The organism is Sphingomonas sp. FARSPH (assembly GCF_003355005.1).
Classification (GTDB): Bacteria; Pseudomonadota; Alphaproteobacteria; order Sphingomonadales; family Sphingomonadaceae; genus Sphingomonas.
In genome coordinates, this window is sequence record NZ_CP029985.1 from 2,568,476 (window position 1) to 2,593,498 (window position 25,023).

Below are 25,023 nucleotides of genomic sequence, written 5' to 3' on the forward strand. Positions count from 1 at the left end.
CTTTGGCGCAATGACGCTACGGGCGCGCTTCGCTTACGGAAGGTTGGGTCATGGGGTATCGGGTCGTCGTCGCGGGTGCGACGGGCAATGTCGGGCGCGAGATGGTCAATATCCTCGCCGAACGCGAATTTCCCGTGGACGAGATCGCGGTGCTCGCCTCCTCGCGCAGCCAGGGCGACGTGATCGATTATGGCGAGACGGGCAAGAAGCTTACCGTCAAGAACATCGAGCATTTCGACCCGACCGGCTGGGACATGGCTTTGTTCGCGATCGGCAGCGAGGCGACCAAGGTCTATGCGCCGAAATTCGCCGCCGCCGGCTGCACCGTGATCGACAATTCGTCGCTGTATCGCATGGACCCCGATGTGCCGCTGATCGTGCCGGAGGTGAATGCCGCCGCGATCGACGGCTACACCCGGAAAAACATCATCGCCAATCCCAATTGCTCGACTGCGCAGATGGTCGTCGCGCTGAAGCCGCTGCACGATGCCGCGACGATCAAGCGCGTCGTCGTCGCAACCTATCAATCGGTGTCGGGCGCGGGCAAGGTCGGCATGGACGAACTGTTCGAACAGAGTCGCAACATCTTCGTCGGCGACCCCGCCGAACCGAAGAAGTTCACCAAGCAGATCGCCTTCAACGTCATCCCGCACATCGACAGCTTCCTCGATGACGGTTCGACGAAGGAAGAGTGGAAGATGGTGGTCGAGACCAAGAAGATCCTCGATCCCAAGATCAAGGTCACCGCGACCTGCGTGCGCGTGCCCGTGTTCGTCGGCCATTCGGAAGCGATCAACATCGAGTTCGCCGAAGAGATCAGCGCCGAACAGGCGAAGAATATCCTGCGCGAGGCGCCGGGCATCATGCTGATCGACAAGCATGAGGACGGCGGATACGTGACGCCGATCGAAAGCGCAGGGGACGACGCCACCTTCGTCAGCCGCGTGCGCGAGGACCCGACCGTCGAGAACGGCCTGTCCTTGTGGTGCGTCAGCGACAATCTGCGCAAAGGCGCCGCGCTCAACGCGGTGCAGATCGCCGAGCTGCTCGGCCGCCGTCACCTCAAGAAGGGCGACAGCGCGCTGATCGGTGCGGACGAGGCGGCGGACGACGAGGCATGATCGCCGGCGGCTGCCGCTGCGGCGCGGTCCGGTACACGATCGCCGGCGACGATCTGCCGCTGAGTTACGCCTGCCATTGCCACGTCTGCCAGCGGTGGACGGGCAGCGCGTTCAGCCAGAGCGTGATCGTGGCGGAGGGGACGCTGACGGTCGACGGCCCGCTCGTCGTCTACGATCAGGTGACCGAGGATCGCGTCTCGACGCAGCGCGTCTGCGCCACCTGCCATGCGCGGATCTACAACACCAATACGCGGCGCCCGGGCTTTGCGGTGGTGCGCGCGGGCACGCTCGACCGGTCGGAAGAACTCGCCTGCGTCGCGCATATCTTCACCGCCTATCGCCAGCGGTGGGTCGCCATACCCGAAGGCGTACCGAACTGGCCCGAAGCCCCGGACTTCGAGGTGTTCGGCCGAGTGCTCGCCGGGCAGACGGCGCTGCGCTGACGCGTTAGGGCGGTGGGATCATCCTCCGACACGGGACGCCGCACGTGACCACGAACGCAATCGAACCCCAGACCTTCGCCAGCTTCGACGGCACCCGCATCGCCTGGCGCGAGATGGGCGAGGGGCGGCCGGTCGTTCTGATCCACGGCTATTTCTCGAATGCGGAGGTCAACTGGATCAAATACGGCCATGCCGCGCGCATCGCCGACCGCGGGTTTCGCGTCATCATGCCCGACCTTCGCGGCCATGGCGCGAGCGACCGGCCGCACGATCCGGCGGCCTATCCGCCCGATGCCTTAATGCGTGACGGGCTGGCGCTGGTCGCGCATCTCGGCCTGACCGACTACGATCTCGGCGGCTATTCGTTGGGCGGGCGCACGACGATGCGGATGCTCGCCAACGGCGCGACGCCGCGCCGGGCGGTGATCGCCGGGATGGGGCTGGACGGTATCGTCCAGACGGCGGGGCGCGGCGGCTACTTCCGACACGTCCTGACCAACCTCGGCAGCTTCGCGCGCGGGACGCCCGAATGGCTGACGGAGGCGTTCCTGAAGACGACTGGTGGCGACCCGGTCGCGCTGCTCGGCGTGCTGGAGACGTTCGTCGACACGCCGATCGACACGGTCCGCGCGATCGCTGTGCCGACCGCGATCGTCACCGGCATCGACGACGACGACAATGGGTCGGGCGCTGCGCTGGCGGCGGCGATGCCGCATGCGACCTTCCACGAAATCCCGGGCAATCACATGAGCGCGGTGACGAAGCCCGAACTGGGCACGGTCATCGCGGACTTTCTCGCGGCTTGACCCGGCGCGGCAAGCGCGGCCATCGTCCGGCAACGAAAATGCCGAAGGGGATGACTATGTTGCGTGCCGCTATCTCGTCCATCGCGCTGGCCGCGGCGCTGAGCGGCGCACCCGCGCGCGCGCAGCAGGCCGCGCCCGCCGTATCGCCCGTCACCCCCGGCGCACAGCCGACCGCGGCGGAGGCCGATGCCTGGGTCGCGGCGGTCGAAAAGGAGGCGGCGGCCATGTCGGTCGACGCCAGCCGTACCGCCTGGGTCAACGCCACCTACATCACCGACGACACCGATGCGCTCGCCGCCCGATCGGGCGCGCAGGTGACGGAAAAGGCGGTGCAATGGGCGAAGGGCGCGGCGCGCTTCAACGGCACGCCCGGCCTGTCGTTCGACACGAAGCGCAAGCTCGATCTGCTCAGGAACGGCGTCGGCCTGCCCGCGCCGACGACGCCGGGCGCGGCGGACGAACTCGCCACGATCACGACGCGGATGTCGTCGCGCTACGGCAAGGGCAAGGGCATGCTCGCCGGCCAGCCGATCAACGGCTCCGACATAGAGGCCGCGATGGGCACGACGCGCGATCCCGCGAAGCTGAAGGAGATGTGGACCAGCTGGCACGACAATGTCGGCGCGCCGCAGCGCCAGGATTATGCGCGGATGACCGCGATCTCCAACGCGGGTGCGAAGGAGCTGGGCTTTGCCGACGTCGGCGCGATGTGGCGCTCGGGCTACGACATGACGCCCGACCAGTTCGCGCAGCTGACCGACAGGATCTGGGCGGAGGTCGAGCCGCTGTACACGTCGCTCCACACCTACGTCCGCTGGAAGCTCAACGCGAAATACGGCGATGCGGTGCAGGCGAAGACGGGGCCGATCCGTGCCGATCTGCTCGGCAACATGTGGGCGCAGGAATGGGGCAATATCTACGACCTCGTCGCGCCGCCGGGGGCGGGCGACCTGGGCTATGACACCGGCGAACTGCTCAAGGCGAAGGGCTATGACCCGACGCGGATGGTGAAGCAGGGCGAGGCTTTCTATTCGTCGCTCGGTTTCGCGCCTTTGCCCGAGACGTTCTGGCAGCGCTCGCAGATCGTCAAGCCGCGCGACCGCGACGTCATCTGCCATGCCAGCGCGTGGGACATCGACAATCTCGACGATATCCGCATCAAGATGTGCACGAAGGTGAATGCCGACGACTTCGTGACGATCCATCACGAACTCGGCCACAATTACTATCAGCGCGCGTACAAGAACCAGCCGTTCCTGTACAAGGGCGGTGCCAACGACGGCTTCCACGAGGCGATCGGCGACACCGTCGCCTTGTCGATCACGCCCGATTATCTGGTTAAGATCGGCCTGCTTCAGCCGGCGCAGGTGCCGAGCGCCGACAAGGACATCGGCCTGCTGCTGCGCCAGGCGATGGACAAGGTCGCCTTCCTGCCGTTCGGCCTGCTCGTCGACAAATGGCGCTGGGGCGTCTTTTCTGGCCAGATCCCGGAGGGGCAGTATCAGGCGGGCTGGGATGCGCTGCGCCTGAAGTATCAGGGTATCGTGCCCCCCGTCGCGCGCGACGAGAGCCGGTTCGATCCGGGCGCGAAATACCACATCCCCGCGACCGTCCCCTACGCCCGCTACTTCCTCGCCCGCGTGCTGCAATTCCAGTTCTACAAGGCCGCCTGCCGGCAGGCAGGATGGAAGGGGCCGCTGCACCGCTGCTCCTTCTATGGCGACAAGGCGGTTGGCACCAAGCTGAACGCCATGCTCGCGATGGGCCAGTCAAAGCCGTGGCCGGATGCGTTGCAGGCGTTCACCGGCAGCCGCGAGATGTCGGGCAAGGCGATGATCGAATATTTCGCGCCATTGAAACAATGGCTGGATAAGCAGAACCAGGGCAAGCCGAGCGGCTGGTGATCCCGGTGCGGCACGCGGCCGTACCCACCGAGAAGGGAGAGGCACGATGATGCGTTCGACGATGGGTATGGCGTCGGGTATGGCGGCGGCGCTGGCGTTGCTGCCCGGGATGGCGGCGGCGCAGGCCGTGCCCGTTCAGTCGACCGCGCTCCAGCCCGGAGAAACCCTGCTCGAGGTGCAGGCGGAGGGCCAGGCGACCTACCGGCCCGACGCCGCCTTCCTCAGCGTCGGCGTCGTGACCACCGGCACGACCGCACGCGAGGCGACCGACGGCAATGCGGCGAAGATGGCGGCGGTGATCGCGTCGCTGAAGGGCGCGGGCGTCGAGGCGCGCTACATCCGCACGCAGCAGATCAACGTCGAGCCGCGCTTCGCCCGCGTCACCGCCGGCGACTGGCAGGGTCAGGCGCAGATCACCGGCTATGTCGCGCGCAACAGCGTCGCGGTGACGGTGACGCGGCTGGCGAGCGCGGGCGACGTCATCGCGGCGGCGTTCGGCGCGGGGGCCAATTCGGTATCGGGCCCCAATCTGGGGTCGAGCGATCCGACGAAGGGCATGGCCGAGGCGCGCGCCGCCGCGCTCGCCAACGCGAAGGCGGAGGCCGAAGGCTACGCCGCCGGGCTCGGCTTACGCGTCGCGCGCGTGCTGCGGGTTAGCGAGCGCGGCAATTTCGCACGGCCGGTCGAATATGTGATGACCGGGCAACTGCGCGCGCCCGCTCCCCCGCCACCGCCGCCACCACCCATGGCCCCGGTCGAAGGCGGCGAGATGCAGCGGTCGGTGACCGTCTGGATCGATTACGCGCTGGCCCCGCGCTGACGCGGAACGGCGCGCGGACCGGTATGACCGTCCGCCTGGAGGTTCGCGGCTGAAGGCGGCCGATGCAGTGGACGCCGGGTAGCTGCGACCGGCAAGTCCCGGGACACTGCCGGGGCTGGCGCGCGTATTCTAAAGCGGCGGTCGTCGTTTGAGCGCCTCTTCGGTGCGCAGCGCTACTGTGACCGCTACGGGTCCAGACCGTAAGACATCGTGTGGCACGTTGGTCTGCCGCATCCGCGAGAGCACGGTTCGTGTCGATACGAGCCGTTTGGTCGCTACCACCCGACACGAAGCCGAACGCGCCGGCTGCGCTCAATCCGGGATCGTATTCTCGTCGGCGATGCCCGCCTTGAACGACCGCGACGCGTCGCTGCCATCGGGCGTATGCGCGCCTTTTCTGTCGGGCTTGCCCTTCGTGTCGGGGGACGCCGATTTCGGCGTACTGCTGCGCAGGGTTAGCAGCGCCGTCGCGGCGACCGCGCCGGCAGCAGCGGCCAGGCCCGCACCGATCGCCGAAACGCCGATTTTGCTCCGCAGCTTGTCCGCGATTCCCGATGGCGTCGGCGTCGTGGCGCTCTTGCGCGTGGCCGGCGGCGTCGGGCGCTTCGCAGCGCGGGGCTTGGCGGCACGCGGCTTGACCGCGGTTGCAGCCGGCGCCTGCTCAGCCTGCGGCTTGGTCGGCGTCGTACGCGCACGGCGCGGCGTCGAGGTGGCGGCGGCCGGCGCTTCGTCGGTTTTGGCCGCCGCGGAAGCCGCCGCCGATTTGGTGGTGGCGCGGCGACGGGGTTTGCCGTCGCCCGCCGTCGTTGCCGGCGTGCTGCGCGTCGTGCTCGATTTCCGCGGCGCGCGGCGGCGGGGCGTGACGCCGGTTTCGGTCTTTGGCGTGTCGGTATCGTCGGCCATGATGTCCATCCCAGCAGCGCGAACGCTTTTCGGTTCGCTGGCGTAACGCATCACCGGCCGATGGTTTCCAGCGGCCGCGTGCGCCGAGCAGAAAACCGTTTCACCGGAAAGGTTTAGCGGAACGGCGGCTCATCGAAGGCGCGCAGCTTGCGGCTGTGCAGGCGGTCGCCCTCGCGGCGCAGCTGCTCGCACGTCTCGATGCCGATCCGCATGTGCTCGCTGATCGCGCGTTCGTAGAACCGATTGGCCTGGCCCGGCAGCTTGAGTTCGCCGTGCAACGGCTTGTCGGACACGCACAGCAACGTGCCGTAGGGGACGCGGAAGCGATAGCCCTGCGCCGCGATCGTCGCCGATTCCATGTCGATGCCGACCGCGCGGCTGAGCGAGAAGCGCAGCGCGGAGGCGGAATAGCGGAGTTCCCAGTTGCGGTCGTCCGTGGTGACGATCGTGCCCGTGCGCAGGCGACGCTTCAGTTCCTCGCCCGACTGGCCCGAGATGATCTCCGACGCCTTGGCGAGCGCCTGCTGCACCTCGGCGATCGCGGGCACGGGGATTTCGGGCGGCAGCACATCGTCCAGCACATGGTCGTCGCGCAGATAGGCGTGGGCGAGCACGTAATCGCCGATCCGCTGCGACGGGCGCAGGCCGCCGCAATGGCCGATCATTAGCCACGCCTCAGGACGCATCACCGCCAGATGATCGCAGATCGTCTTGGCGTTGGACGGACCGACGCCGATGTTGACGAGCGTGATGCCCGTGCCATCCGCGGCCATCAGGTGATAGGCGGGCATCTGGTGCCGCCGCCACGCGCTGTCGCTGACCAGTTTGTCGATGTCGCTGGGGCTGGTGATGACGATATTGCCCGCGCCCGACAGTGCGGTGAAGCGCGACGGCGCGCCGTCTGCGTCCGGCCCCAGCTGCGACGCGCCCCAGCGGACGAATTCGTCGACGTAGCGGTGGTAATTGGTGAACAGCACGAACCGCTGCGTATGTTCGGCGGGCGTGCCCATGTAATGGCGCAGGCGCGCGAGGCTGAAATCGGTGCGCAGCGCGTCGAACAGCGCGAGCGGGCGCGTCTCGCCGTCCGACATCCACAGGCCGTCGGCGATCTCGTCGCCGATATGCGCGAGCTCGGTCGCGGGGAAATGGCGCGACAATTCGGTCGCGGACACGCTGTCGAGGCTGAGCGCATGGCCAGGATCGAGGACGTAGGGGAAGGGGATTTCCTGCCGCCCGGGCAGCGCCTCGACGGTGACGTCGTAATCCTCGATCAGCAAGGTCAGCTGTTCGGTCAGATAGTCGGCGAACAGCCCCGGCTTGGTGACGCTGATCGTATAGGTGCCGGGCGACACGAGCCGGCCGAACGAGCGCGGCGGCGTCGGCCGGTTGAGGTCGCCGGCATAATGCAGGCGGATGACCGGATAGGCGAAGCTGCCGTCGTGCCGGCTTTCCGGCGAGGGCGGCGTACCGTCGGTGAGATAGGCGGTGAGCGCGGCCTGGAGCCGGTCGACCGATGCGCGATAGAGGCGTTCGAGTTCGGAAACGATCTGGGATGCGGTTGACATCCCGGATGGTTACGCGCGGTCCGTGACGCTGGCAAGACGGGGTATCCTCCCCGCTTGCGGGGAGGGGGACCAGCGAAGCTGGTGGAGGGGGCTCGCCACGGGCGTTGCGCTACGCGGAAAGCCCCCCTCAGCGCCGGCGCGCTGCCACCTGCCCGTGCCGGGAAGATTAGGGCGTCATATCTCGCTGAGCAGATGTTCCGCGCTGCTGACCTTGAACTCGCCGGGCGCCTCGACGTGGAGCTGCTTCACCACGCCGTCCTCGACCAGCATCGCATAGCGGGCCGAGCGCGTGCCCATGCCAAACTTGCTCGCGTCGATCGCCAGGCCCAGCGCCTCGGCGAAGGCGGCGTTCCCGTCCGCCAGCATCGTGATGCCCTCCGCGCCCGCGGTCTTGGCCCAGGCGGCCATGACGAAGGCGTCGTTGACGGATGTGCAGGCGATCTCGTCGACGCCCTTCGCCAGGATCGCGTCCTTCTGTTCGACGAAGCCGGGCAGGTGCTTGGCCGAGCAGGTCGGCGTGAACGCGCCGGGCACCGCGAACAGCGCGACGGTGCGGCCAGCGAAATACTCCTCGGACGAGATCGTGTCGGGGCCGTCCGGCGTCACCTTGACGAGCGGAACGGCGGGAATGGTGTCGCCGACGGAAATGGTCATGACGGGCCTCGCGGTGAGAGACGGAAAGGGAGCGCGACTGGTCGGCGAAAGCGCGACGGATTTCAACGTGGGATTTCGCGGCATCGCGCCTTATGGTGGCGATGATGAACGATCTGGCCTTTCTGACGGGGCAGTTCCTGCTCGCGACGCCCGGGATGATGGACCCGCGGTTCGACCATGCGGTGATTGCGATGTGCGCGCATGACGCCGCGGGTGCGCTCGGCATCGGGATCGGCGCGACGATCGACGACCTCGGCCTGCACGATCTGCTCGACCAGTTCGACATCGCGCACGGCGATGCGCCCGACGTGCCGATCCACTTCGGTGGCCCGGTCGAGCCGCGGCGCGGCTTCGTGCTCCATTCCACCGACTGGGGCGGGCAGGACACGATCGACGTCGCCGGCCGCTGGGCGATGTCGAGCACCGTCGACGTGCTGCGTGCGATCGCGGCAGGGACGGGGCCGTCGCGCTACGTCGTCGCGCTCGGCTATGCGGGCTGGGGCGCGGGACAGCTGGAGGGCGAAATGGCGCAGCCGGGCTGGTTCAACGTGGCGGGCGACGACGCCTTGCTGTTCGACACCGCCGCCGACCGCCGCTGGGCAGGCAGCTTCGCTCGGGCGGGGATCGACCCGCGGCTGCTCGTCGCCGACACGGGCACCGCATGATGCGGCAGGACACTCGGCTCGCGCCCAGCATATAAAGATATCTTTATATTTGATCTCGCGCCGCTCCCGACGTACATGCGCGCGCATCCGGCACGGGGACGAGCCCCGCCGAACAACGCACGCTCAGGAGAATCCTCGTGGCAACCGCGCTCGCTACCGAGACCCACGATTACGTCATCAAGGACATCGGCCTCGCCGATTTCGGCCGCGCCGAAATCAAGATCGCCGAAACCGAAATGCCCGGCCTGATGGCACTGCGCAGCGAATTCGGCGCGGCGCAGCCGCTCAAGGGCGCGCGCATCACCGGCTCGCTGCACATGACGATCCAGACCGCGGTGCTGATCGAGACGCTGACCGCGCTCGGCGCCGACGTCCGCTGGGCGACGTGCAACATCTATTCGACGCAGGACCATGCCGCCGCCGCGATCGCCGCGACCGGCGTGCCCGTGTTCGCGGTGAAGGGCGAGAGCCTGGCCGAATATTGGGACTATGTCGGCGACATCTTCTCGTGGGACCATGAGGTCGAGGGCCAGACCGCCAACATCATCCTCGACGACGGCGGCGACGCGACCATGTTCGCGCTGTGGGGCGCGAAGCTGGAAGCCGGCGCGACCTTCGCCGAGCCGGAGAACGAGGAAGAGGTCGAGTTCCAGCGCTCGGTCAAGGCGTTCATCGCCAGGAAGCCGGGCTATCTGACGCAGACCGTCAAGAACCTGAAGGGCGTCAGCGAAGAGACCACCACCGGCGTGCACCGCCTGTACGAGATCGCGAAGAAGGGCGAGCTTCCCTTCCCGGCGATCAACGTCAACGATTCGGTCACCAAGTCGAAGTTCGACAATCTGTACGGCTGCAAGGAATCGCTGGTCGACGCGATCCGTCGCGCCACCGACGTGATGCTCGCGGGCAAGGTCGCGACCGTCGCCGGCTTCGGCGACGTCGGCAAGGGTTCGGCCCAGTCGCTGCGCAACGGCGGCGCGCGCGTGCTCGTCACCGAGATCGACCCGATCTGCGCATTGCAGGCGGCGATGGAGGGCTTCGAGGTCGTGACGATGGACGAGGCGGTGAAGCGCTCGGACATCTTCGTGACCGCGACCGGCAACGCCGACGTCATCACTGCCGATCACATGAAGGCGATGAAGCCGATGTCGATCGTCTGCAACATCGGCCACTTCGACAGCGAGATCCAGATCGCCGCGCTGTCGAACTACAAGTGGACCGAAGTGAAGCCGGGCACCGACCTCGTCGAATTCCCGGACGGCAAGCAGATCATCGTGCTCGCCAAGGGCCGGCTGGTGAACCTGGGCTGCGCCACCGGCCACCCGTCGTTCGTGATGTCCGCCTCGTTCACCAACCAGACGCTCGCGCAGATCGAGCTGTGGACGAAGGGCGAGAACTACAAGAACGAGGTCTACGTCCTGCCCAAGCACCTCGACGAGAAGGTCGCCGCGCTCCACCTCGAAAAGCTGGGCGTCCAGCTGTCGAAGCTGTCGGAGAAGCAGGCGAGCTACATCGGCGTGCCGGTCGAAGGGCCGTTCAAGCCGGATCACTATCGCTACTGATCGTCCGCACGATCGGTAAGGGAAGGGGCGGTGCCGAAAGGCGCCGCCCTTTTTCGTTTCTTCGATCCTCCCCGCTTCGCGGGGAGGGGGACCGCCAGCCGCAGGCTGGTGGTGGAGGGGCAGCCCTAAACGGCGTCGCGTGTGGCTGCCCCTCCACCACGCCTCTGCGAGGCGCGGTCCCCCTCCCCTGCAAAAGCAGGGGAGGACTGGGTTCGATCATTGCCGCCCTCCGGCAATCCGTTCTACAGCTTGGCGGAAACACGCGGCGCAACCGGGCGCCGCAAGGGGTAGGCGTTGATCCAGCTTTCGGTGATGGCGGCGGTCGTGGCGGGGGCGGTGCTGGCGCTGCTGGTCGCGGGCGGCGGCTATGCGCTCTACCTCGGCTGGCGCTGGCGCGGCGAGGCGAGCGCCGCGGTCGCGCGGGTCCGCGAGTGGGAGGCGCTGCGCCAGGTGTCGCCGGCGATGGCGATGCTGGTCCGCGCTGACGGCCGCGTCGAGATGCCGCCGCGCCTCGTCGACTGGTTCGGCCTGTCGAGCGCACCGCGCTTCCTGCAGGACCTCGGCGGCGACGGCGGCCTGCCCGACGACGAGGCGGCGGCGCTGGCGAACGACGTCAAGGCGGCGCAGCGCGCGGGGCGCGCCTTCGTCCGCGCGCTGCATCCGCAAGGGTCGGGGCGCAGCATCACCGTGCGCGGCGCGCGCGCGCCCGGCGATCTGGGCGCGACCGGCGCGGTCGTGTTGTGGACGCTCGACGCCACCGAGACGCAGGGCGAGATCGCGCGGCTGACCGCGGAGGTCGACGAACTGTCGGCCGCGTTCGATGCGCTGACCGGGCTGATCGAGGCGGCGCCGCTGCCGATGTGGTATCGCACGCCCGATTTCCGGCTGGCGATGGTCAACCGTGCCTATGTCCGCGCGGTCGAGGGGAAGGACGCCGCCGACGTCGTCGGGCGCGAACTGGAGCTGGTCGAGGGATCGGGGCGTGGCGGGCCGAAGGCGGGCGCGCGGCTGGCGCGCGAGGAGGGCCGGCCGCAGGTCGCGACCTTGCCCGCGACGATCGGCGGCGAACGACGTGCCTTTTACGTCCACGACATCCCGCTGCCGACCGGCGGCGTCGCGGGCTACGCGGTCGATATCGAGGATCTGGAACAGTCGCGTGCCGACGCCAAGCGGTTCGCGGAGGCGCAGCGCGCGATGCTCGATCGCCTGTCGGCGGGCGTCGCGCAATTCGGGCCCGATCGCGGCCTCGTCTTCTGCAACCAGCCGTTCCGCCGCATGTTCGCGATGCGTGCCGAATGGCTCGCCGACCGACCGGAGTTCGAACGCGTGCTGGAACGCATGCGCGAGGCGAGCCGCCTGCCCGAGGTGCGCGATTTCCCGACGTGGAAGGCGGAGCGGCGGCAATGGTTCGTGCCGGGCGAGGACGCGGTCGAGGAAAACTGGCACCTGTCGGGCGGCACGCATTTGCGCGTTGTCGCGCAGCCGCTGCCCGACGGTGGCCTGCTGCTGATCTTCGAGGATCGTACCGAACAGGTGCAGCTCGCCAGCGCGCGCGACACGTTGCTGCGCGTGCGCACCGCGACCTTCGACAATCTGTTCGAGGCGCTGGCGGTGTTCGCAGCGGACGGCAAGCTGCAGCTGTGGAACAACCGCATGCGCACCGTCTGGGGGTTCGAGGAGGAGTTCCTCGCCGCCCATCCGCGCGTCGACGCTTTTGCCGAAGCCGCCGCCTCGCGCCTCGCCACGCCAAATCGTGCAGCCTTGATCCCCGAACTCGTCCGCTCCGCCACGGCGGAGCGACAGCAGCGCGGCGGCCGTGTCGCCTTCGCCGACGGCCGCCATTTCGAATTCGCCGCGGTGCCGCTGCCCGATGGCAACGCGCTGCTGACGATGCTCGACATCACCGACAGCCGCCGCGCCGAACAGGCACTGCGCGAACGCGCCAACGCGCTGGAGGCGGCGGACAAGGTCAAGACGCAGTTCGTCGCCAACATGAGCTACGAATTGCGCACGCCGCTCACCTCGATCAGCGGCTTTGCCGAGATGCTGCACGGCGGCTATGCCGGCGCGTTATCGCCGGAGGGTGACCAATATGTCCAGGCGATCCTCGATTCGGTCGAGCGGCTGGGGCTGCTGATCGACGACGTGCTCGACCTGACGCAGGGCGGCGACGAGGCGGAGGTGGCGCGCGTCGACGTCGATCTCGCCGCGGTCGCGCGGCAGGCGGCGGACACGATCCAGCCTGCAGCGAAGCGCCGCAAGCTCGACTTCGCGGTCGAACTGGCCCGATCGACGGGCCGCGTCACCGGCGATCCGAAGCGGCTGAAGGAAGTGATCGAGCATCTGCTGCGCCACGCCGTCGCCGCGACACCGGAGGGCGGCCGCATTCTGCTCCACGCCGACGGCAATGCGACGCGCGCGCGGATCGTCGTGTCCGACGACGGATACGGCATGGATGCGGCGGCGGTCGCGCATGCCTTCGACCGATTCGCGGAGCCGGGCATGCAACCGACCGGCGAACGCGCGCTTGGCCTCGGCCTGCCGCTCGCCAAGCAGTTCGTCGAGGCGCATGGCGGGACGATCGAACTGGTGTCCGAACCGGGGCAGGGGACGCTGGTGACGGTGGAGCTGCCGCGGCGATGAGCGCTTGGCCTATCTTCTCCGTTTGCCCTGAGCTTGTCGAAGGGCTGTTCTTTGCTGCCGAAGGAAGGGCAGGGCTTCGACAAGCTCAGCCCGAACGGCGGAAGGCGTGACGCAGGTCCAGCTACCCGACGCCGCCGCCACCGAGGCCTTCGGCGCGCGTCTCGCCGCGGTGCTCGAGCCCGGCGACGTCATCGCGCTGCACGGCGACCTTGGCATGGGCAAGACCAGCCTCGCGCGCGGGCTGCTCGCCGCGCTCGGCCTGGCGGGCGAAGCGCCCAGCCCCAGCTTCGCGATCGTCCAGCCCTATGCCCCGCCCGAAGTGCGTCTGCCCGTGCTGCATGTCGACCTCTACCGGATCGACGATCCCGCCGAGATCGAGGAGCTGGGCCTCGACGAAGCGCTCTATGATTCTGCGCTGGTCGTCGAATGGCCCGAGCGTGGCGGCGCGCGCTGGCCTGATGCGCTCGTCCTGACCCTCTCGCCGGCACCGGATGGCGGACGAATCTTGACAGCGGACGTGCCCACGTCATGGAAGCGGCGATGGCCGATATGACCCCGCCGGGCGCCGCGCCCGCCTTCCTCGAACGGCACGGCTGGGCGGGCGAGATCGTCCCGCTCGCCGGCGACGCCTCGTTCCGCCGCTATTTCCGCATCCATGCCGGCGACCGGCGCGCGATCCTGATGGACGCGCCGCCCCCGCATGAGGATCCGCGCCCGTTCCTGTCGGTCGCGGCGTGGCTCGGCGAGCATGGCTTTGCGGCACCGGCGATCCACGCCGTCGATCTCGACCAGGGGTTCGTCCTGCTCGAGGATTTCGGCGACGATCGCCTGCGCGAGGCCGCGGATGCCAACAGCGAGGCGGCGGTGCCGCTCTACGAAGCGGCGATCGATCTGCTCGTCGCGCTCGCGCAGCATCCCGCCGCGGGGCTTGAGCCCTACGACCGCGTGGTGCTGCACCGCGAGGCGGCGCTGTTCGTCGAATGGTATTGCCCCGCGGTCGGCCTGAACGTCGATGTCGACGGCTATCGCGCGGCGTGGGACTCGGTGTTCGACCATGCGCTCGCTGACCAACCCGTCACGGTGTTGCGTGACTATCATGCCGAAAACCTGATGCTGGTCGGGCCCGACCGCGCGCTCGGCCTGCTCGATTTCCAGGACGCGCTCGCCGGCCACCCCGCCTACGACCTCGTCTCGCTGCTCCAGGATGCGCGCCGCGACGTCGAACCCTCGCTCGAGGAGGCGATGCTCGCCCGCTATCGCGCCGCGACGGGGGCGGGGGATGCGTTCATGAACGCCTATCACGTGCTCGGCGCGCAGCGGAATGCGAAGGTGATCGGCATCTTCACCCGGTTGTGGAAACGCGACGGCAAGCCGCGCTATCCGACGCTCTGCCCGCGCGTCTGGGCCTATCTGGAACGCGATCTGTCGCAGCCGGTGCTGGCGCCCGTCGCCGCCTGGTTCGACGCCAACGTCCCGCCCGAAAAGCGCGGCGATCCCTTGGTGCTCGCCGCATGACGCGCCTTCGCTCGCTGCGCCCCGATCCCGGCGGCCGCGTGCCGGAAACGGCGATGGTGATGGCGGCCGGCCTCGGCAAGCGCATGCGCCCGCTCACCGCGACGCGGCCCAAGCCCTTGGTGGAAGTGGCGGGCAAGCCGTTGATCGACCATGTCTTCGATCGCCTGCGCGCGGCGGGCGTGCGGCGTGCGGTGGTCAACGTCCACTACCTCGCCGACGTGCTTGAGGCGCATCTCGTCAACCGCTTCCCGGATATCGAGATCATCATCTCCGACGAACGCGCGCAGCTGATGGAGACGGGCGGCGGGCTGGTGCAGGCGCGCCACCTGCTGGGCGATGCGCCCGTCCTGGTCGTCAACAGCGACAATCTCTGGCTCGACGGGCCCGTCGACGCGCTGAAGCTGCTCGCGGCGCGATGGGACGGCGACGCGATGGATGCGTTGCTGCAGGTCGTGCCCTATGCGCGCGCCAACAACCACAAGGGGCAGGGCGATTTCCGCCTCGCCGCCGATGGGCGGATCACCGGCCGCCGGCGCGAGGGCGGCACCGCGCCCTTCGTGTATACGGGCGTCCAAATCCTCCACCCGCGGATCATCGCCGACTGGCCGGAGGGGCCGTTTTCCACCAACCTGTTCTGGAACCGCGCGATCGAGGCGGGCCGCGCCTTCGGCCAGGTGCACCAGGGCCTGTGGTTCGACGTCGGCACGCCGCAGGCGATCCCGAAGACGGAAGCGCTGATCGCCGATGGCTGAGCGCCGCCGGCCGCAGCTGTTCACCATCCCCTCGCACAAGGCGTTCGCCGATACGCTCGTCGCGGGATTGCTGCGCCGCGCGGGCGACGATCCGATGGCGCTCGCCCGCGGGCTGGTGCTGCTTCCCAACAACCGCGCCGTCGTCGCGGTCACCAACGCATTCGTGCGCGCGAGCGGCGGCGGCCTGTTGCTGCCGCGCCTCGTGCCGCTCGGCAGCCCGGACCTCGGCGAGGCGGTCGGCGCCGCGCTCGATCCCGCCGACGATGCCGCTCCGCCGCAGCCCGCGGTGCCGGCGATGCGGCGCCGGATGATTCTTGCGCGATTGGTGCAGGAGGAACGCGCACGCGCCGGCCAGCCCGTCGATGCGGCGGAGGCGGTGCGGCTGGCAGGCGACCTGTGCCACACGCTCGACCAGCTGCTTGTCGAAGAGGTGCCGCCGGAGCGTTTGCGCGACATCGATCTCGCGCCCGAGCTCAGCGAGCATTGGCAGCGCGCGCTGTCGACCTTCGCGATCGTCCTCGAACGCTGGCCCGCCGAGCTGGCGCAGGCCGGCATGATCGACGCGGCGACGCGGCGGCGGATGCTGCTCGACCGGTTGGAGGCGCGCTGGCGCGCCGCGCCGCCCGCGGGCTTCGTCTGCGCGGCGGGCATCACCGACCCCGCCCCCGCGGTCGCGCGGCTGCTGCGCTGCGTCGCCGACGCGCCCGCCGGCATGACCGTGTTCGCCGGGCTCGACCTCGCCATGCCCGACGCGGAATGGGACGCGCTCGGGCCGCACGCTCCCGACCCCGTCACCGGCATCGCGCGCCGGTCGATCGAGACGCACCCGCAATTCCACATGAAGCAGCTGATGGACCGGATGGGCGTCGGCCGCGCGGAATTTTCGACCTGGCCCGGCACCGCGGGTCCCGATGCAGGCGCGATCCGCGGGCGCGCTGTCGCCAATGCGCTCGCGCCCGCAATCTTCACCGGCAAATGGACCGCGCTGAAGGCCGAGGAGCGGCGCCTGACCGGCGTCTCCGCCGCCGAATTCGCGACCCCGGCGGAAGAGGCGCAGGGGATCGCGCTCGCGCTGCGTGACGCCTTGGAGGAGGAAGGGCGCACCGCCGCGCTCGTCACTCCGGATCGCGCGCTCGCGCGGCGGGTCGCGGCGCATCTCGAACGCTGGGGCATCACCGCGAACGATTCCGCCGGCCGTCCGCTCTCGCTTTACGCGTCGGGCACGTTGCTGCTCGCGCTGGCGGAGGCGGCGGCGCAACGCTTCGCGCCGCTCGCGTTGCTCGCCCTGCTCAAGCATCCCTTGGTGCGCACCGGCGAAGCGCGGCTGGCGTGGCTCGATGGCGTCCGCCGGCTCGACCGGAGCTTGCGCGGCCCGCGGCCCGCGCCCGGGCTCGACGGCATCGCCGCGCATCTGGAGCGCCACGGCCGCAAGCGCGCGCTGGCATGGTGGCAGGAGGCGGCCGACCTGCTCCGCCCGATCGAAAGCGTGTTTGACGACGGCGCGCAGCCGCTGGCCGCCATGCTTGCCTGCCTGCGCGAGACGGCGCAGAGCCTTTGCGGCGACGATCTGTGGGCGGGGCTTCCCGGCCGCGCCGCCGCGCAGTTCATGGACGATCTGGAGGCGGATGCCGCCGCCGGGCCGCCGCGCATCGACCCCGCCGGTCTCGCGCCGCTGCTGCGCGGATTGCTCGACGAGGTCGCGGTGCGTCTGCCCAGCGGGCGCAACCATCCGCGCATCGCGATCTACGGCCTGCTCGAGGCGCGGTTGCAGACCGCGGACCTGATGGTGCTGGGAGGCCTCAACGAAGGCGTCTGGCCGGGTCGCCCGTCGCCCGATCCGTGGCTTGCACCGCGCATCCGCGCCGCGCTCGGGCTGCCCGGTCTCGAATTCGCGGTCGGTGTCGCCGCGCACGAATTCGGCCAGGCGCTCGGCGCACCGACCGCGCTCGTCACCCGCGCGCGCCGCGACGCCGCCGGGCCGACGCTGGCGTCGCGATTGTGGCTGCGGCTGCAGGCGATGGCGGGCGACCGCTTCACCCGCGCGCGCGATCTGGAACGCTGGGTCCATGCGCTCGACGCGCCGGGCGAGCATCATCCCGCCGATCGCCCCGCACCCGTACCGCCCCCCACGCTCCGTCCCAAGGCGATTTCCGTCACCGAGATCGACCGGCTGAAGGCGGATCCTTATGCCTTCTACGCGCGCCGTGTGCTCGCGCTGATGCCGCTCGACCCGGTCGATGCCGATCCGACCGCGGCGTGGCGGGGCACGGAGGTGCACCGCATCCTCGAGGAATGGTGGCGGCAGGACGGTTGCGCGCCCGCAACGCTGATCGCGCGGGCAGAGGCGATGCTCGCCGACGAGCGGACGCACCCGATGATGCGCGCGCTTTGGCGGCCGCGGCTGATGGAGGCGATCGACTGGATCGCCGGGCAGGTCGCGGCGCAGGCCGCCGAGGGGCGCATCGTCGCCAGCGCAGAAGGATCGGGCAGGATCGAGATCGCCGGCGTCACGCTGACCGGCCGCTACGACCGGATCGACCGCCTCGCGGACGGCGGCCTCGCCATCGTGGATTACAAGACCGGCAAGCCGCCGTCTGCCGCCGCGGTGCGCGCGGGCTACAGCCTGCAACTCGGGCTGCTCGGCGCGATCGCCGAGCGCGGCGGGTTCGCCGACGTCGCGGGCAAAGCTGCGGCGTTCGAATATTGGTCGCTCGGCAAGAAGCGCGACCAGTTCGGCTATATCGAGACGCCGGTCCATCCCGAGGGCGCGCGCGACCGGATCGCGACGAGCGAGTTCACCGGCATCGCCGTTGCCAATTTCGTGGATGCGGCGGGCAAGTGGCTGACCGGCAGCGAACCGTTCACCGCCAAGCTCGTCCCCGAATATGCCCCTTATGCCGAATACGACCAATTGATGCGCCGGGACGAATGGTATGGCCGCGACTGACACGCTCGCGACGCTGCCCCGGCTGAAGGGCGCGCAGGCGGCGGCCAGCGATCCGCAGGCGCACGTCTGGCTGTCGGCGTCGGCGGGCACGGGCAAGACGCAGGTGCTCGCCGCGCGCGTTTTCCGCCTGCTGCTGCGCGGCGTCGATCCGTCCGCGATCCTGTGCCTGACCTTTACCAAGGCCGGCGCGGCCGAAATGGCGCAGCGGATCAACACGCGCCTCGCCGCCTGGGTCCGGATGGCGCCGACGCAGCTCGCGGCCGACCTCGACGCGCTCGGCGAACGCGCGACGCCAGACCTGCAGGAGCGCGCCCGCACGCTGTTCGCACGCGTGCTCGACGCGCCCGGCGGGGGCCTGCGCATCCAGACGATCCATGGCTTCTGCCAGAGCCTGCTCGCCGCCTTCCCCGTGGAAGCGGCGCTGACCCCCGGTTTCCGCCCGCTGGAGGCGCGCGAGGAGGCGGTGCTGGCGCGCGAAACGCTGGCGGCGCTGCTCGCCGATGCCGAGCGTGACGGGCGGCTCGCCCCGATCGACACGATCGGCGCGCTGTCGCTGCGCATGGGGGAAGGGGGCGCGGAAAGCTTCCTGCTCGCCTGCGCGCGGTCGCTGCCCGCGCTGGAGGCGTTGCCGAGCGGCATCGGTCCGTGGCTGCGCCGCACGCTCGACCTGCCGCAGGGCGATATCGGCGAGGCGCTGGCCTCGGGATGCGACCTGATCGACCCGCACGTGATCGAACGGCTGGCGGCGGCGAACCGCGCCTGGGCGACCGCCACCGGCCTCGGCCATGCCGCGCGCTTCGACGCCTGGCTCGCCGCCTCGCCGGAGGATCGCGCGCTGACGCTCGAGGACCTTGCCGGCACCGTGCTCACCGGCAAGGGCGAGCCGCGCAAGGCGTCGAAGAAGCTCGTCGACGCCGATCCCGACTATGAGGAGCTCGCCGCATACCTCGGCGCACATTGCCTCGACCTCCTCTCGCTGACCAGCCGCGCCGCCTACGCCGACCTGCTCGCCGCGGGGCTGGAGGTCGGCCGCGACTATGCGCGCGCCTATGCCGCGGCGAAGCGGCGGATCGGCGCGGTCGATTTCGACGATCTGATCGCGGTCACCGTCCGCCTGCTCGAACAGCCCGGGATCGGCGACTGGGTCCGCTACAAGCTCGACCAGGGCACCGAACATGTGCTGATCGACGAGGCGCAGGACACCAACCTCAACCAGTGGCGGATCGTCACCGCGCTCGCGTCCGAATTCTTCGTCGGCCGCGGCGTCTTCGCGCCGGCGACGCGGACGCTGTTCACCGTCGGCGACTACAAACAGGCGATCTTCGGTTTTCAGGGCACCGATCCGATCAACTTCCGCTGGGCGGAGGGGCATTTCGCGCAGCGCGCCGCCGCGGTCGCGGGCGACCTCGACTGGCCGGAGCCGGAGCGCGGCCTGCCGTTCAACCAATTGTCGCTGACCCATTCCTTCCGCTCGACGCGCCCCGTGCTCGAATTCGTCGATGCCGCGATCGCAGCGATCGGCGATCCGGGCCTCGGCATCGCCGGCGATCTCGAACGCCACGCCAGCGAGGTCGTCGGGCCGGGCCGCGTCGACCTGTGGCCCCCCGTCGCCGCGGGCGGCAGCGAGGAGGACGAGGAAGCCTGGATCGACGACGCCGTGCGCGAACAGGCGGTGCGCATCGCGCGCGCGGTGCGCGACTGGCTGCGCGGCGGGCTGATGCTGGAGAGCAAGGGCCGCGCGCTGAGGCCCGAGGACGTGATGATCCTCGTCAAGCGGCGCGGCGACCTTGCCTCGCTGATCGTCGCGCGGCTCTATGCGGAAGGGGTGCCGGTCGCGGGCGTCGATCGCCTGCGCCTCAACGCGCCGCTCGCGGTGCAGGACCTGCTCGCCGCGGTCCGCTTCGTGTTGCAGCCGGAGGACGACCTGTCGCTTGCCAGCCTGCTCGTCTCGCCGCTGATCGGCTGGACGCAGGAGGAACTGATGACCGCCGCCCCGCGCGACGCGGGCAGCCTGTGGTCGCGGCTCACCGATACGCAGGCCGACGATCGCGTGGCCCCTTTGCGCGACATGCTCGGCCGCGCCGACATCGATACGCCCTATCAGTTCCTCGAGGCGCTGTTGTCCGGCCCGCTCGATGGCCGGCGCAAGCTGATCCGCCGGCTGGGCGAGGAAGCGCGCGATCCGATCGAGGAATTGCTCAACGCCGCCTTGCTGTTCGAGACGACGTCGACCCCGTCGCTGCAACGCTTCCTCGACTGGTTCGACCGCGGCGATGTCGAGATCGTCCGCGACCCCTCCGCGCCGCTCGATGCGGTGCGCGTTATGACCGCGCATGGCGCCAAGGGTCTGCAGGCGCCGCTCGTCATCCTCGCCGACGCGACCGTCGATCCCACCGCCGCGCCGCGCGCTCTGGTGCGCTGGACGCCGGAAGCCGGCGCGCAACCGCTGCCGATTTTCCGCCCGCGCTCCGCCGAGCGCGGCGGGCCGCTGGACGCAGCGATCGCGGAGATCGAGCGGCGCGAGCTGGAGGAGCATTGGCGGCTGTTCTACGTCGCGGCGACGCGCGCGGAGGAACGGCTGGTCATAGGCGGCGCGCTGGGTCCACGCGCGAAGGGCGTCCCGCCCGCGGCGAGTTGGTACGCCGCCGCATCGCGCGCCTTCGACGCCCTCGGCATCGCGGGGGAGGGCGCGCGCAGTTTCATCGGCACCGAACCGCAGCCGCCGGTCAAGCCGCGACCGCGCGCCAAGGCCTTTGCGGAGGAACCCGCCACCGTCCCCGACTGGGCGCGGCGACCTGCGCCGCAGGAAAGCCGCCCGTCGCGCCCGCTCGCCCCGTCCGCGCTCGGCGAGGACGAGGTCAGCGATCCGCCCCCCGGGCCGGCGATGCGCGCCGCCGCCGAGCGCGGCCGGCTGTACCACGCCCTGTTCGAGCGGCTGCCCGCGGTCGCGCCGCCCGATCGCGTCCGCGCGGCCGACCAGTGGCTGGCAAGCGCCGGCGGCCTCGACGATCCTCGCGCGCGTGCGGACATCGTCGACTGCGTGCTATCGATCCTGGACGATGCGCGCTTCATCGACCTGTTCGGCCCGGCGGCGCTGGCCGAAGCGCCGATCGCCGCGACGCTGGACGACGGCACCGTCGTATCGGGCACCGTCGATCGGCTGCTGGTGACCGCGGACGCGGTGCGCGTCGTCGATTTCAAGACGGGGCGCCGCCCGCCTGCGTCGGCGGACGACATCCCGCCCTATCACCTCGCGCAAATCGGCGCTTATGCCGCCGCGCTCGCCGTGGTGTTTCCGGGGCGGCGGGTGGAGGCGGGACTGCTCTACACTGCTGGGCCGCGCCTGTTCGACCTGACCCCGGCGATCCTCGCCGCGCACAAGCCGGGCTTGCGCCGTCCCCAGCAAAGCTAGGCGTCGGGGCATTGAGCCTGCCCACGCGCCACCCTAGATGGGCTGCAAAGGAGATTTTCCCATGGCTACCAAGACGATCACCGACGCCAGCTTCCAGTCCGACGTGCTCAACGCCGACGGCCCCGTGCTGGTCGACTTCTGGGCGGAATGGTGCGGGCCGTGCAAGATGATCGGGCCGAGCCTCGAGGAACTGTCGGACGAACTCGGCGAAAAGGTGACGATCGCCAAGCTCAACATCGACGACAACCCCGACGCGCCCGGCCGTTATGGCGTGCGCGGTATCCCGACGATGATCCTGTTCAAGGGCGGCGCCCCTGCCGCGACCAAGGTCGGTGCGGAGCCCAAGGGCCGTCTGAAGGCATGGCTCGAAGGCGAGCTGGCCTGACCTAACGAGGGGGGACGCGACGCGCTCCCCCCTTCTCATCTCGCAGGTATAGGCCTTGGGCCAATCGGAGAGGCAGTAATGACAGCCGCCCGCTGACCCACGAGCGGTTCCAAGTGGACCCGTGTCCGTCGGGTCGAAGAAGAGATAAGTGCTACGCCAGCACTGCTGCCGCGCGCTCCCACAAATCCGGCGACGCCGCCGCGATCATGCCGCTGCGACCATCGCCGATCCGATAGTCCGCGCCGTCCAGCCGCCGCGCCACGCCGCCCGCCTCGCGCAGGAACAGACTGCCTGCGGCATGATCCCACGGCAACGTCCGGCGAAACAGCGCGGCATCGTCCGTGCCGAGTACCAGACGCGGATATTGCTCCGCGGCGCAGCGCGGCATCGGCTTGATCTCCCAGGCATCCGCGGCGCGCGCGTCGATGTCGGCCAGTTCCTCCGCCGACAGGAAATAGGTCGCGACCCCCGCGACCGGCCGCGCGCCCTGCGACCCCAGCGCCTGCACGCGTTCGCCGTCGACGAACGCGCCGCCGCCTAAGGTCGCATGAACCAGCCGCCCTTCGACCGGATCGAGGATCCAGCCCGCCTCGACCTCGCCGTCCTTCGCCAGCGCGATCATAATACCGAACGGCGTGCGGCCGTTCGCGTAATTGTTGGTGCCGTCGATCGGATCGACGATCCACACCCGCCCGCGGTCGATCCCCTCGAGGATCGTCGGATCCGCCGCGACCGCTTCCTCGCCGACGACGCGCGCATCGCCGTCGATCGCGAGCAGGCCGGCCGTCAACGCCGCCTCGCTGGCGCGGTCCGCGACGGTGACGAGGTCGTCCGCCGCCTTCTCGATCACTTGGTCGGGCGACAGATTGCGGAAATGCGGCATGACGATCTCTGCGCCGACGCGCCGCATCAGCGCGACGACGGCGTCATGGTGGCGATGGTGCATGTCAGCTCCGATAGTCGGCGTTGATCGAGATGTAACCGTGCGTCAGATCGCACGTCCAAACCGTCGCGCGCCCGTCGCCCAGGCCCAGGTCGACGCCGACCTCGATCTCCTGGCCCTTCAGGTGCGCGGCGACCGGCGCTTCGTCATAGCCCGCGACCGCCAGCCCGCCCTCGGCGACCTGCGTCGCGCCGAAGCGGATCGCCAGCCTGTCGCGCTCGGCCGGCTCGCCCGCCTTGCCCACCGCCATCACGATCCGACCCCAGTTCGCATCCTCGCCCGCGATCGCGGTCTTCACCAGCGGCGAATTGGCGATCGACATCGCGATGCGATGCGCGCTGCGGTCGCTCTCCGCGCCCTCGACGGTGATTTCGATCAATTTCTGTGCGCCCTCGCCGTCGCGCACGACGAGCAGCGCGAGCTGGCGGCACAGATCGGCGAGCGCCGCGGCGAAGGCGTCCGCGCCGTCGCTGTCGGCATCGACCAGCGGCGCATTGCCCGCCTTGCCCGTCGCGAACGCGAGCACCGTGTCGCTGGTCGACGTATCGCCATCGACGGTGATGCACGAGAAGGTACGCGTGTTGGCGGCGGCGAGCGCGCCCTGCAGGAACGCGGGGTCGACCGCCGCATCGGTGAAGATGAAGCCGAGCATCGTCGCCATGTCGGGCGCGATCATCCCCGAACCCTTGATGATCCCGACCAGCGTAACCGTGCGTCCGTCGACCACCGCCGTCGTCGTCGCGCCCTTGGGATAGGTGTCGGTCGTCCCGATCGTCTGCGCCGCCGCCTGCCAGTCGCAGGCTTGCGCGGCGAAGGCCGCGTCGAGCCCCGCTTCCGCCTTGTCGATCGGCAGCGGCACGCCGATCACGCCGGTCGATGCGACAAAGACGTCGGATGGCTGGCAGCCGAGATGCTGCGCGGTCCGCGCCGCGATCGCCTCGACGGCGGTGCGCCCGCGATTGCCGGTGAAGGCGTTGGAATTGCCCGCATTGACCACCAAAGCGCGCGCATGGCCCAGCGTCAGCGCCTTGCGGCACCATTCCACCTCGGGCGAAGGACATTTGCTCTGCGTCAGCACCCCCGCCACCGCCGTGCCCGGATCGAGCGCGACGAAGGTCAGGTCGCACCGGTCCCACGCCTTGTACCGCGCCCGCGCGACATGCGGCACGACGCCGGCGATCGCGGGCAGGGCGGGGAAGGCGGCGGGGGCTAGCGGGGAGCGGGCGTGATCTGTCATGATGCCGCTATAGGGAGTGTTGGTCGTGCGATCCACGACGGGATGACGACGGTGGGGACGACATGATGATCACTATAAGTGTGGCGATGATGATTGCGACGACGGCGGGGCAAAGTGAACCGCCCAAGGTCACCCCGATCGAAGCGATTTCCGATAAGGCTTTAGCGGCAGGTGACGAACCTGTCCGGGCACTCGGGGATCAGGGCGCTTGGTTTCCGCTATCGGCCTATCCGCCCGAAGCCCGGCGGCGAAATGAACAGGGGCGTGTTTCCGTCATGCTGACTATCGACCCGAAGGGACGGCCTAGCGCGTGTTCCGTGACGTCGTCGAGCGGGTCGGAGACCCTCGACAAGGTAACGTGTGATCTGGCAAAGCGAAATGCCCGTTTCCGTCCCGCCCGAAAAAATGGTGCGCCGGTCGAAAGCACATACGCGTTGCGTGGTATCCGATGGATGCTTAATCCCACCGCAGAGCAGACGGTCGAGGTAGGTGAGAAACCCCTCATCGTCTCGGACAACATGGTGGAGGTTGAGCTTACGCCGAACGGAGAAGTCGTCGGATGCAAGGTCGTTCGACAATCGAGCGACACCAGCCCATGCGCACAAATGTTGGTGGGCAAGCGCGTCTTCCCTCCTATTACCCGCGCTGGCCATCCCGTGGCGGCAAGGGCGCAGTTCGCGACCACGGTCACGCTGCTGCCGATGGACCCGACTTCGGCGCCGAAGTGATCGAGGCGGGGCAATCGAGCG

Annotated in this window: 20 protein-coding genes; 15 read left to right on the forward strand and 5 right to left on the reverse strand. The window is 69.5% G+C overall.

All coding sequences use genetic code 11. The annotated features are described in order from the left end of the window. The first annotated feature begins 50 nt into the window (after window positions 1-50). The 5 genes from DM480_RS12285 to DM480_RS12305 are packed head-to-tail and all read left to right on the forward strand — an operon-like array spanning window position 51 to window position 5,094. Window positions 51-1,121 (forward strand): aspartate-semialdehyde dehydrogenase, encoded by a 1,071-nt coding sequence (locus DM480_RS12285; protein WP_115379418.1) that lies wholly within the window; start codon window positions 51-53, stop codon window positions 1,119-1,121. Then, window positions 1,118-1,564, forward strand: coding sequence for a GFA family protein (locus tag DM480_RS12290; RefSeq protein WP_115379420.1), 447 nt, complete (start codon window positions 1,118-1,120; stop codon window positions 1,562-1,564). The genes DM480_RS12285 and DM480_RS12290 overlap by 4 nt, the downstream gene beginning before the upstream one ends. Window positions 1,565-1,608: 44 nt before the next feature. Further along, window positions 1,609-2,370: an alpha/beta fold hydrolase gene (locus DM480_RS12295; protein WP_405053296.1), complete on the forward strand. Its 762-nt coding sequence runs from the start codon at window positions 1,609-1,611 to the stop codon at window positions 2,368-2,370. A gap of 56 nt (window positions 2,371-2,426) precedes the next feature. Further along, the gene (locus DM480_RS12300) at window positions 2,427-4,274 is read left to right on the forward strand and encodes a M2 family metallopeptidase (RefSeq protein ID WP_115379422.1); all 1,848 of its coding nucleotides are present in this window, start codon (window positions 2,427-2,429) and stop codon (window positions 4,272-4,274) included. Window positions 4,275-4,320: 46 nt separating this feature from the next. Further along, window positions 4,321-5,094, forward strand: a complete 774-nt coding sequence (locus DM480_RS12305) for an SIMPL domain-containing protein (protein ID WP_115379424.1) — start codon at window positions 4,321-4,323, stop codon at window positions 5,092-5,094. Window positions 5,095-5,406: 312 nt separating this feature from the next. Here the strand turns inward: DM480_RS12305 and DM480_RS12310 are convergent, their stop codons facing one another. The 3 genes from DM480_RS12310 to DM480_RS12320 all read right to left on the reverse strand — a co-directional run bounded on the left by DM480_RS12310 (window position 5,407) and on the right by DM480_RS12320 (window position 8,216). Next, window positions 5,407-5,997: a hypothetical protein gene (locus DM480_RS12310; protein ID WP_115381275.1), complete on the reverse strand. Its 591-nt coding sequence runs from the start codon at window positions 5,995-5,997 to the stop codon at window positions 5,407-5,409. A gap of 113 nt (window positions 5,998-6,110) precedes the next feature. After that, window positions 6,111-7,562: an AMP nucleosidase gene (locus DM480_RS12315; protein ID WP_115379426.1), complete on the reverse strand. Its 1,452-nt coding sequence runs from the start codon at window positions 7,560-7,562 to the stop codon at window positions 6,111-6,113. Between the two features lie 174 nt (window positions 7,563-7,736). After that, a complete protein-coding gene (locus DM480_RS12320; protein ID WP_115379428.1) occupies window positions 7,737-8,216 on the reverse strand; it encodes a peroxiredoxin in 480 nt (159 codons plus the stop codon). Between the two features lie 104 nt (window positions 8,217-8,320). Here DM480_RS12320 and DM480_RS12325 point away from each other — a divergent pair, with 104 nt between their 5' ends. From DM480_RS12325 to trxA, 9 genes are all read left to right on the forward strand, one after another. Next, the gene (locus DM480_RS12325; protein ID WP_115381277.1) at window positions 8,321-8,881 is read left to right on the forward strand and encodes a YqgE/AlgH family protein; all 561 of its coding nucleotides are present in this window, start codon (window positions 8,321-8,323) and stop codon (window positions 8,879-8,881) included. 137 nt (window positions 8,882-9,018) lie between these two features. Continuing rightward, window positions 9,019-10,440, forward strand: coding sequence for an adenosylhomocysteinase (gene ahcY, locus DM480_RS12330; RefSeq protein WP_115379431.1), 1,422 nt, complete (start codon window positions 9,019-9,021; stop codon window positions 10,438-10,440). 294 nt (window positions 10,441-10,734) lie between these two features. Then, complete coding sequence (locus tag DM480_RS12335; RefSeq protein WP_115379433.1) at window positions 10,735-13,083, forward strand: PAS domain-containing sensor histidine kinase; 2,349 nt, start codon at window positions 10,735-10,737, stop codon at window positions 13,081-13,083. A 106-nt stretch (window positions 13,084-13,189) separates the two neighbouring features. Beyond that, window positions 13,190-13,636: a tRNA (adenosine(37)-N6)-threonylcarbamoyltransferase complex ATPase subunit type 1 TsaE gene (gene tsaE / locus DM480_RS12340; RefSeq protein WP_115379435.1), complete on the forward strand. Its 447-nt coding sequence runs from the start codon at window positions 13,190-13,192 to the stop codon at window positions 13,634-13,636. Beyond that, the gene (locus DM480_RS12345; protein ID WP_198665959.1) at window positions 13,633-14,598 is read left to right on the forward strand and encodes an aminoglycoside phosphotransferase family protein; all 966 of its coding nucleotides are present in this window, start codon (window positions 13,633-13,635) and stop codon (window positions 14,596-14,598) included. Before tsaE ends, DM480_RS12345 begins: the two co-directional genes overlap by 4 nt. After that, entirely contained in the window at window positions 14,595-15,350 is a 756-nt protein-coding gene (locus DM480_RS12350; RefSeq protein ID WP_115379439.1) for a nucleotidyltransferase family protein, read from the forward strand. Before DM480_RS12345 ends, DM480_RS12350 begins: the two co-directional genes overlap by 4 nt. Then, window positions 15,343-18,297: a double-strand break repair protein AddB gene (gene addB, locus DM480_RS12355; RefSeq protein ID WP_115379441.1), complete on the forward strand. Its 2,955-nt coding sequence runs from the start codon at window positions 15,343-15,345 to the stop codon at window positions 18,295-18,297. The genes DM480_RS12350 and addB overlap by 8 nt, the downstream gene beginning before the upstream one ends. After that, entirely contained in the window at window positions 18,284-21,709 is a 3,426-nt protein-coding gene (addA, locus tag DM480_RS12360) for a double-strand break repair helicase AddA (RefSeq protein WP_115379443.1), read from the forward strand. The genes addB and addA overlap by 14 nt, the downstream gene beginning before the upstream one ends. A gap of 61 nt (window positions 21,710-21,770) precedes the next feature. Beyond that, window positions 21,771-22,094 (forward strand): thioredoxin TrxA, encoded by a 324-nt coding sequence (gene trxA, locus DM480_RS12365; protein WP_115379445.1) that lies wholly within the window; start codon window positions 21,771-21,773, stop codon window positions 22,092-22,094. A gap of 151 nt (window positions 22,095-22,245) precedes the next feature. On the opposite strand, the gene DM480_RS12370 is transcribed toward trxA, so the two are convergent. Continuing rightward, window positions 22,246-23,040 carry an inositol monophosphatase family protein gene (locus DM480_RS12370; RefSeq protein ID WP_115379447.1) on the reverse strand — a complete coding sequence of 265 codons (795 nt, stop codon included), beginning with the start codon at window positions 23,038-23,040 and terminating at the stop codon, window positions 22,246-22,248. Between the two features lies 1 nt (window position 23,041). Continuing rightward, window positions 23,042-24,274: a bifunctional glutamate N-acetyltransferase/amino-acid acetyltransferase ArgJ gene (argJ, locus tag DM480_RS12375; RefSeq protein ID WP_115381279.1), complete on the reverse strand. Its 1,233-nt coding sequence runs from the start codon at window positions 24,272-24,274 to the stop codon at window positions 23,042-23,044. A gap of 62 nt (window positions 24,275-24,336) precedes the next feature. On the opposite strand from argJ, the gene DM480_RS12380 reads away from it, so the two are divergent. Continuing rightward, window positions 24,337-25,002 carry a TonB family protein gene (locus tag DM480_RS12380; RefSeq protein ID WP_115379449.1) on the forward strand — a complete coding sequence of 222 codons (666 nt, stop codon included), beginning with the start codon at window positions 24,337-24,339 and terminating at the stop codon, window positions 25,000-25,002. The last annotated feature ends 21 nt before the right edge of the window (window positions 25,003-25,023 follow it).

Bases quoted from the DNA above. Each gene is read 5' to 3' on its own strand.
- DM480_RS12285 (WP_115379418.1), top strand. From the start codon at position 51: ATGGGGTATCGGGTCGTCGTCGCGGGTGCGACGGGCAATGTCGGGCGC.
- DM480_RS12290 (WP_115379420.1), top strand. From the start codon at position 1,118: ATGATCGCCGGCGGCTGCCGCTGCGGCGCGGTCCGGTACACGATCGCC.
- DM480_RS12300 (WP_115379422.1), top strand. From the start codon at position 2,427: ATGTTGCGTGCCGCTATCTCGTCCATCGCGCTGGCCGCGGCGCTGAGC.
- DM480_RS12305 (WP_115379424.1), top strand. From the start codon at position 4,321: ATGATGCGTTCGACGATGGGTATGGCGTCGGGTATGGCGGCGGCGCTG.
- DM480_RS12310 (WP_115381275.1), bottom strand. From the start codon at position 5,997: ATGGCCGACGATACCGACACGCCAAAGACCGAAACCGGCGTCACGCCC.
- DM480_RS12315 (WP_115379426.1), bottom strand. From the start codon at position 7,562: ATGTCAACCGCATCCCAGATCGTTTCCGAACTCGAACGCCTCTATCGC.
- DM480_RS12320 (WP_115379428.1), bottom strand. From the start codon at position 8,216: ATGACCATTTCCGTCGGCGACACCATTCCCGCCGTTCCGCTCGTCAAG.
- DM480_RS12325 (WP_115381277.1), top strand. From the start codon at position 8,321: ATGAACGATCTGGCCTTTCTGACGGGGCAGTTCCTGCTCGCGACGCCC.
- DM480_RS12345 (WP_198665959.1), top strand. From the start codon at position 13,633: ATGACCCCGCCGGGCGCCGCGCCCGCCTTCCTCGAACGGCACGGCTGG.
- DM480_RS12350 (WP_115379439.1), top strand. From the start codon at position 14,595: ATGACGCGCCTTCGCTCGCTGCGCCCCGATCCCGGCGGCCGCGTGCCG.
- addB (WP_115379441.1), top strand. From the start codon at position 15,343: ATGGCTGAGCGCCGCCGGCCGCAGCTGTTCACCATCCCCTCGCACAAG.
- addA (WP_115379443.1), top strand. From the start codon at position 18,284: ATGGCCGCGACTGACACGCTCGCGACGCTGCCCCGGCTGAAGGGCGCG.
- trxA (WP_115379445.1), top strand. From the start codon at position 21,771: ATGGCTACCAAGACGATCACCGACGCCAGCTTCCAGTCCGACGTGCTC.
- DM480_RS12370 (WP_115379447.1), bottom strand. From the start codon at position 23,040: ATGCACCATCGCCACCATGACGCCGTCGTCGCGCTGATGCGGCGCGTC.
- argJ (WP_115381279.1), bottom strand. From the start codon at position 24,274: ATGACAGATCACGCCCGCTCCCCGCTAGCCCCCGCCGCCTTCCCCGCC.
- DM480_RS12380 (WP_115379449.1), top strand. From the start codon at position 24,337: ATGATGATCACTATAAGTGTGGCGATGATGATTGCGACGACGGCGGGG.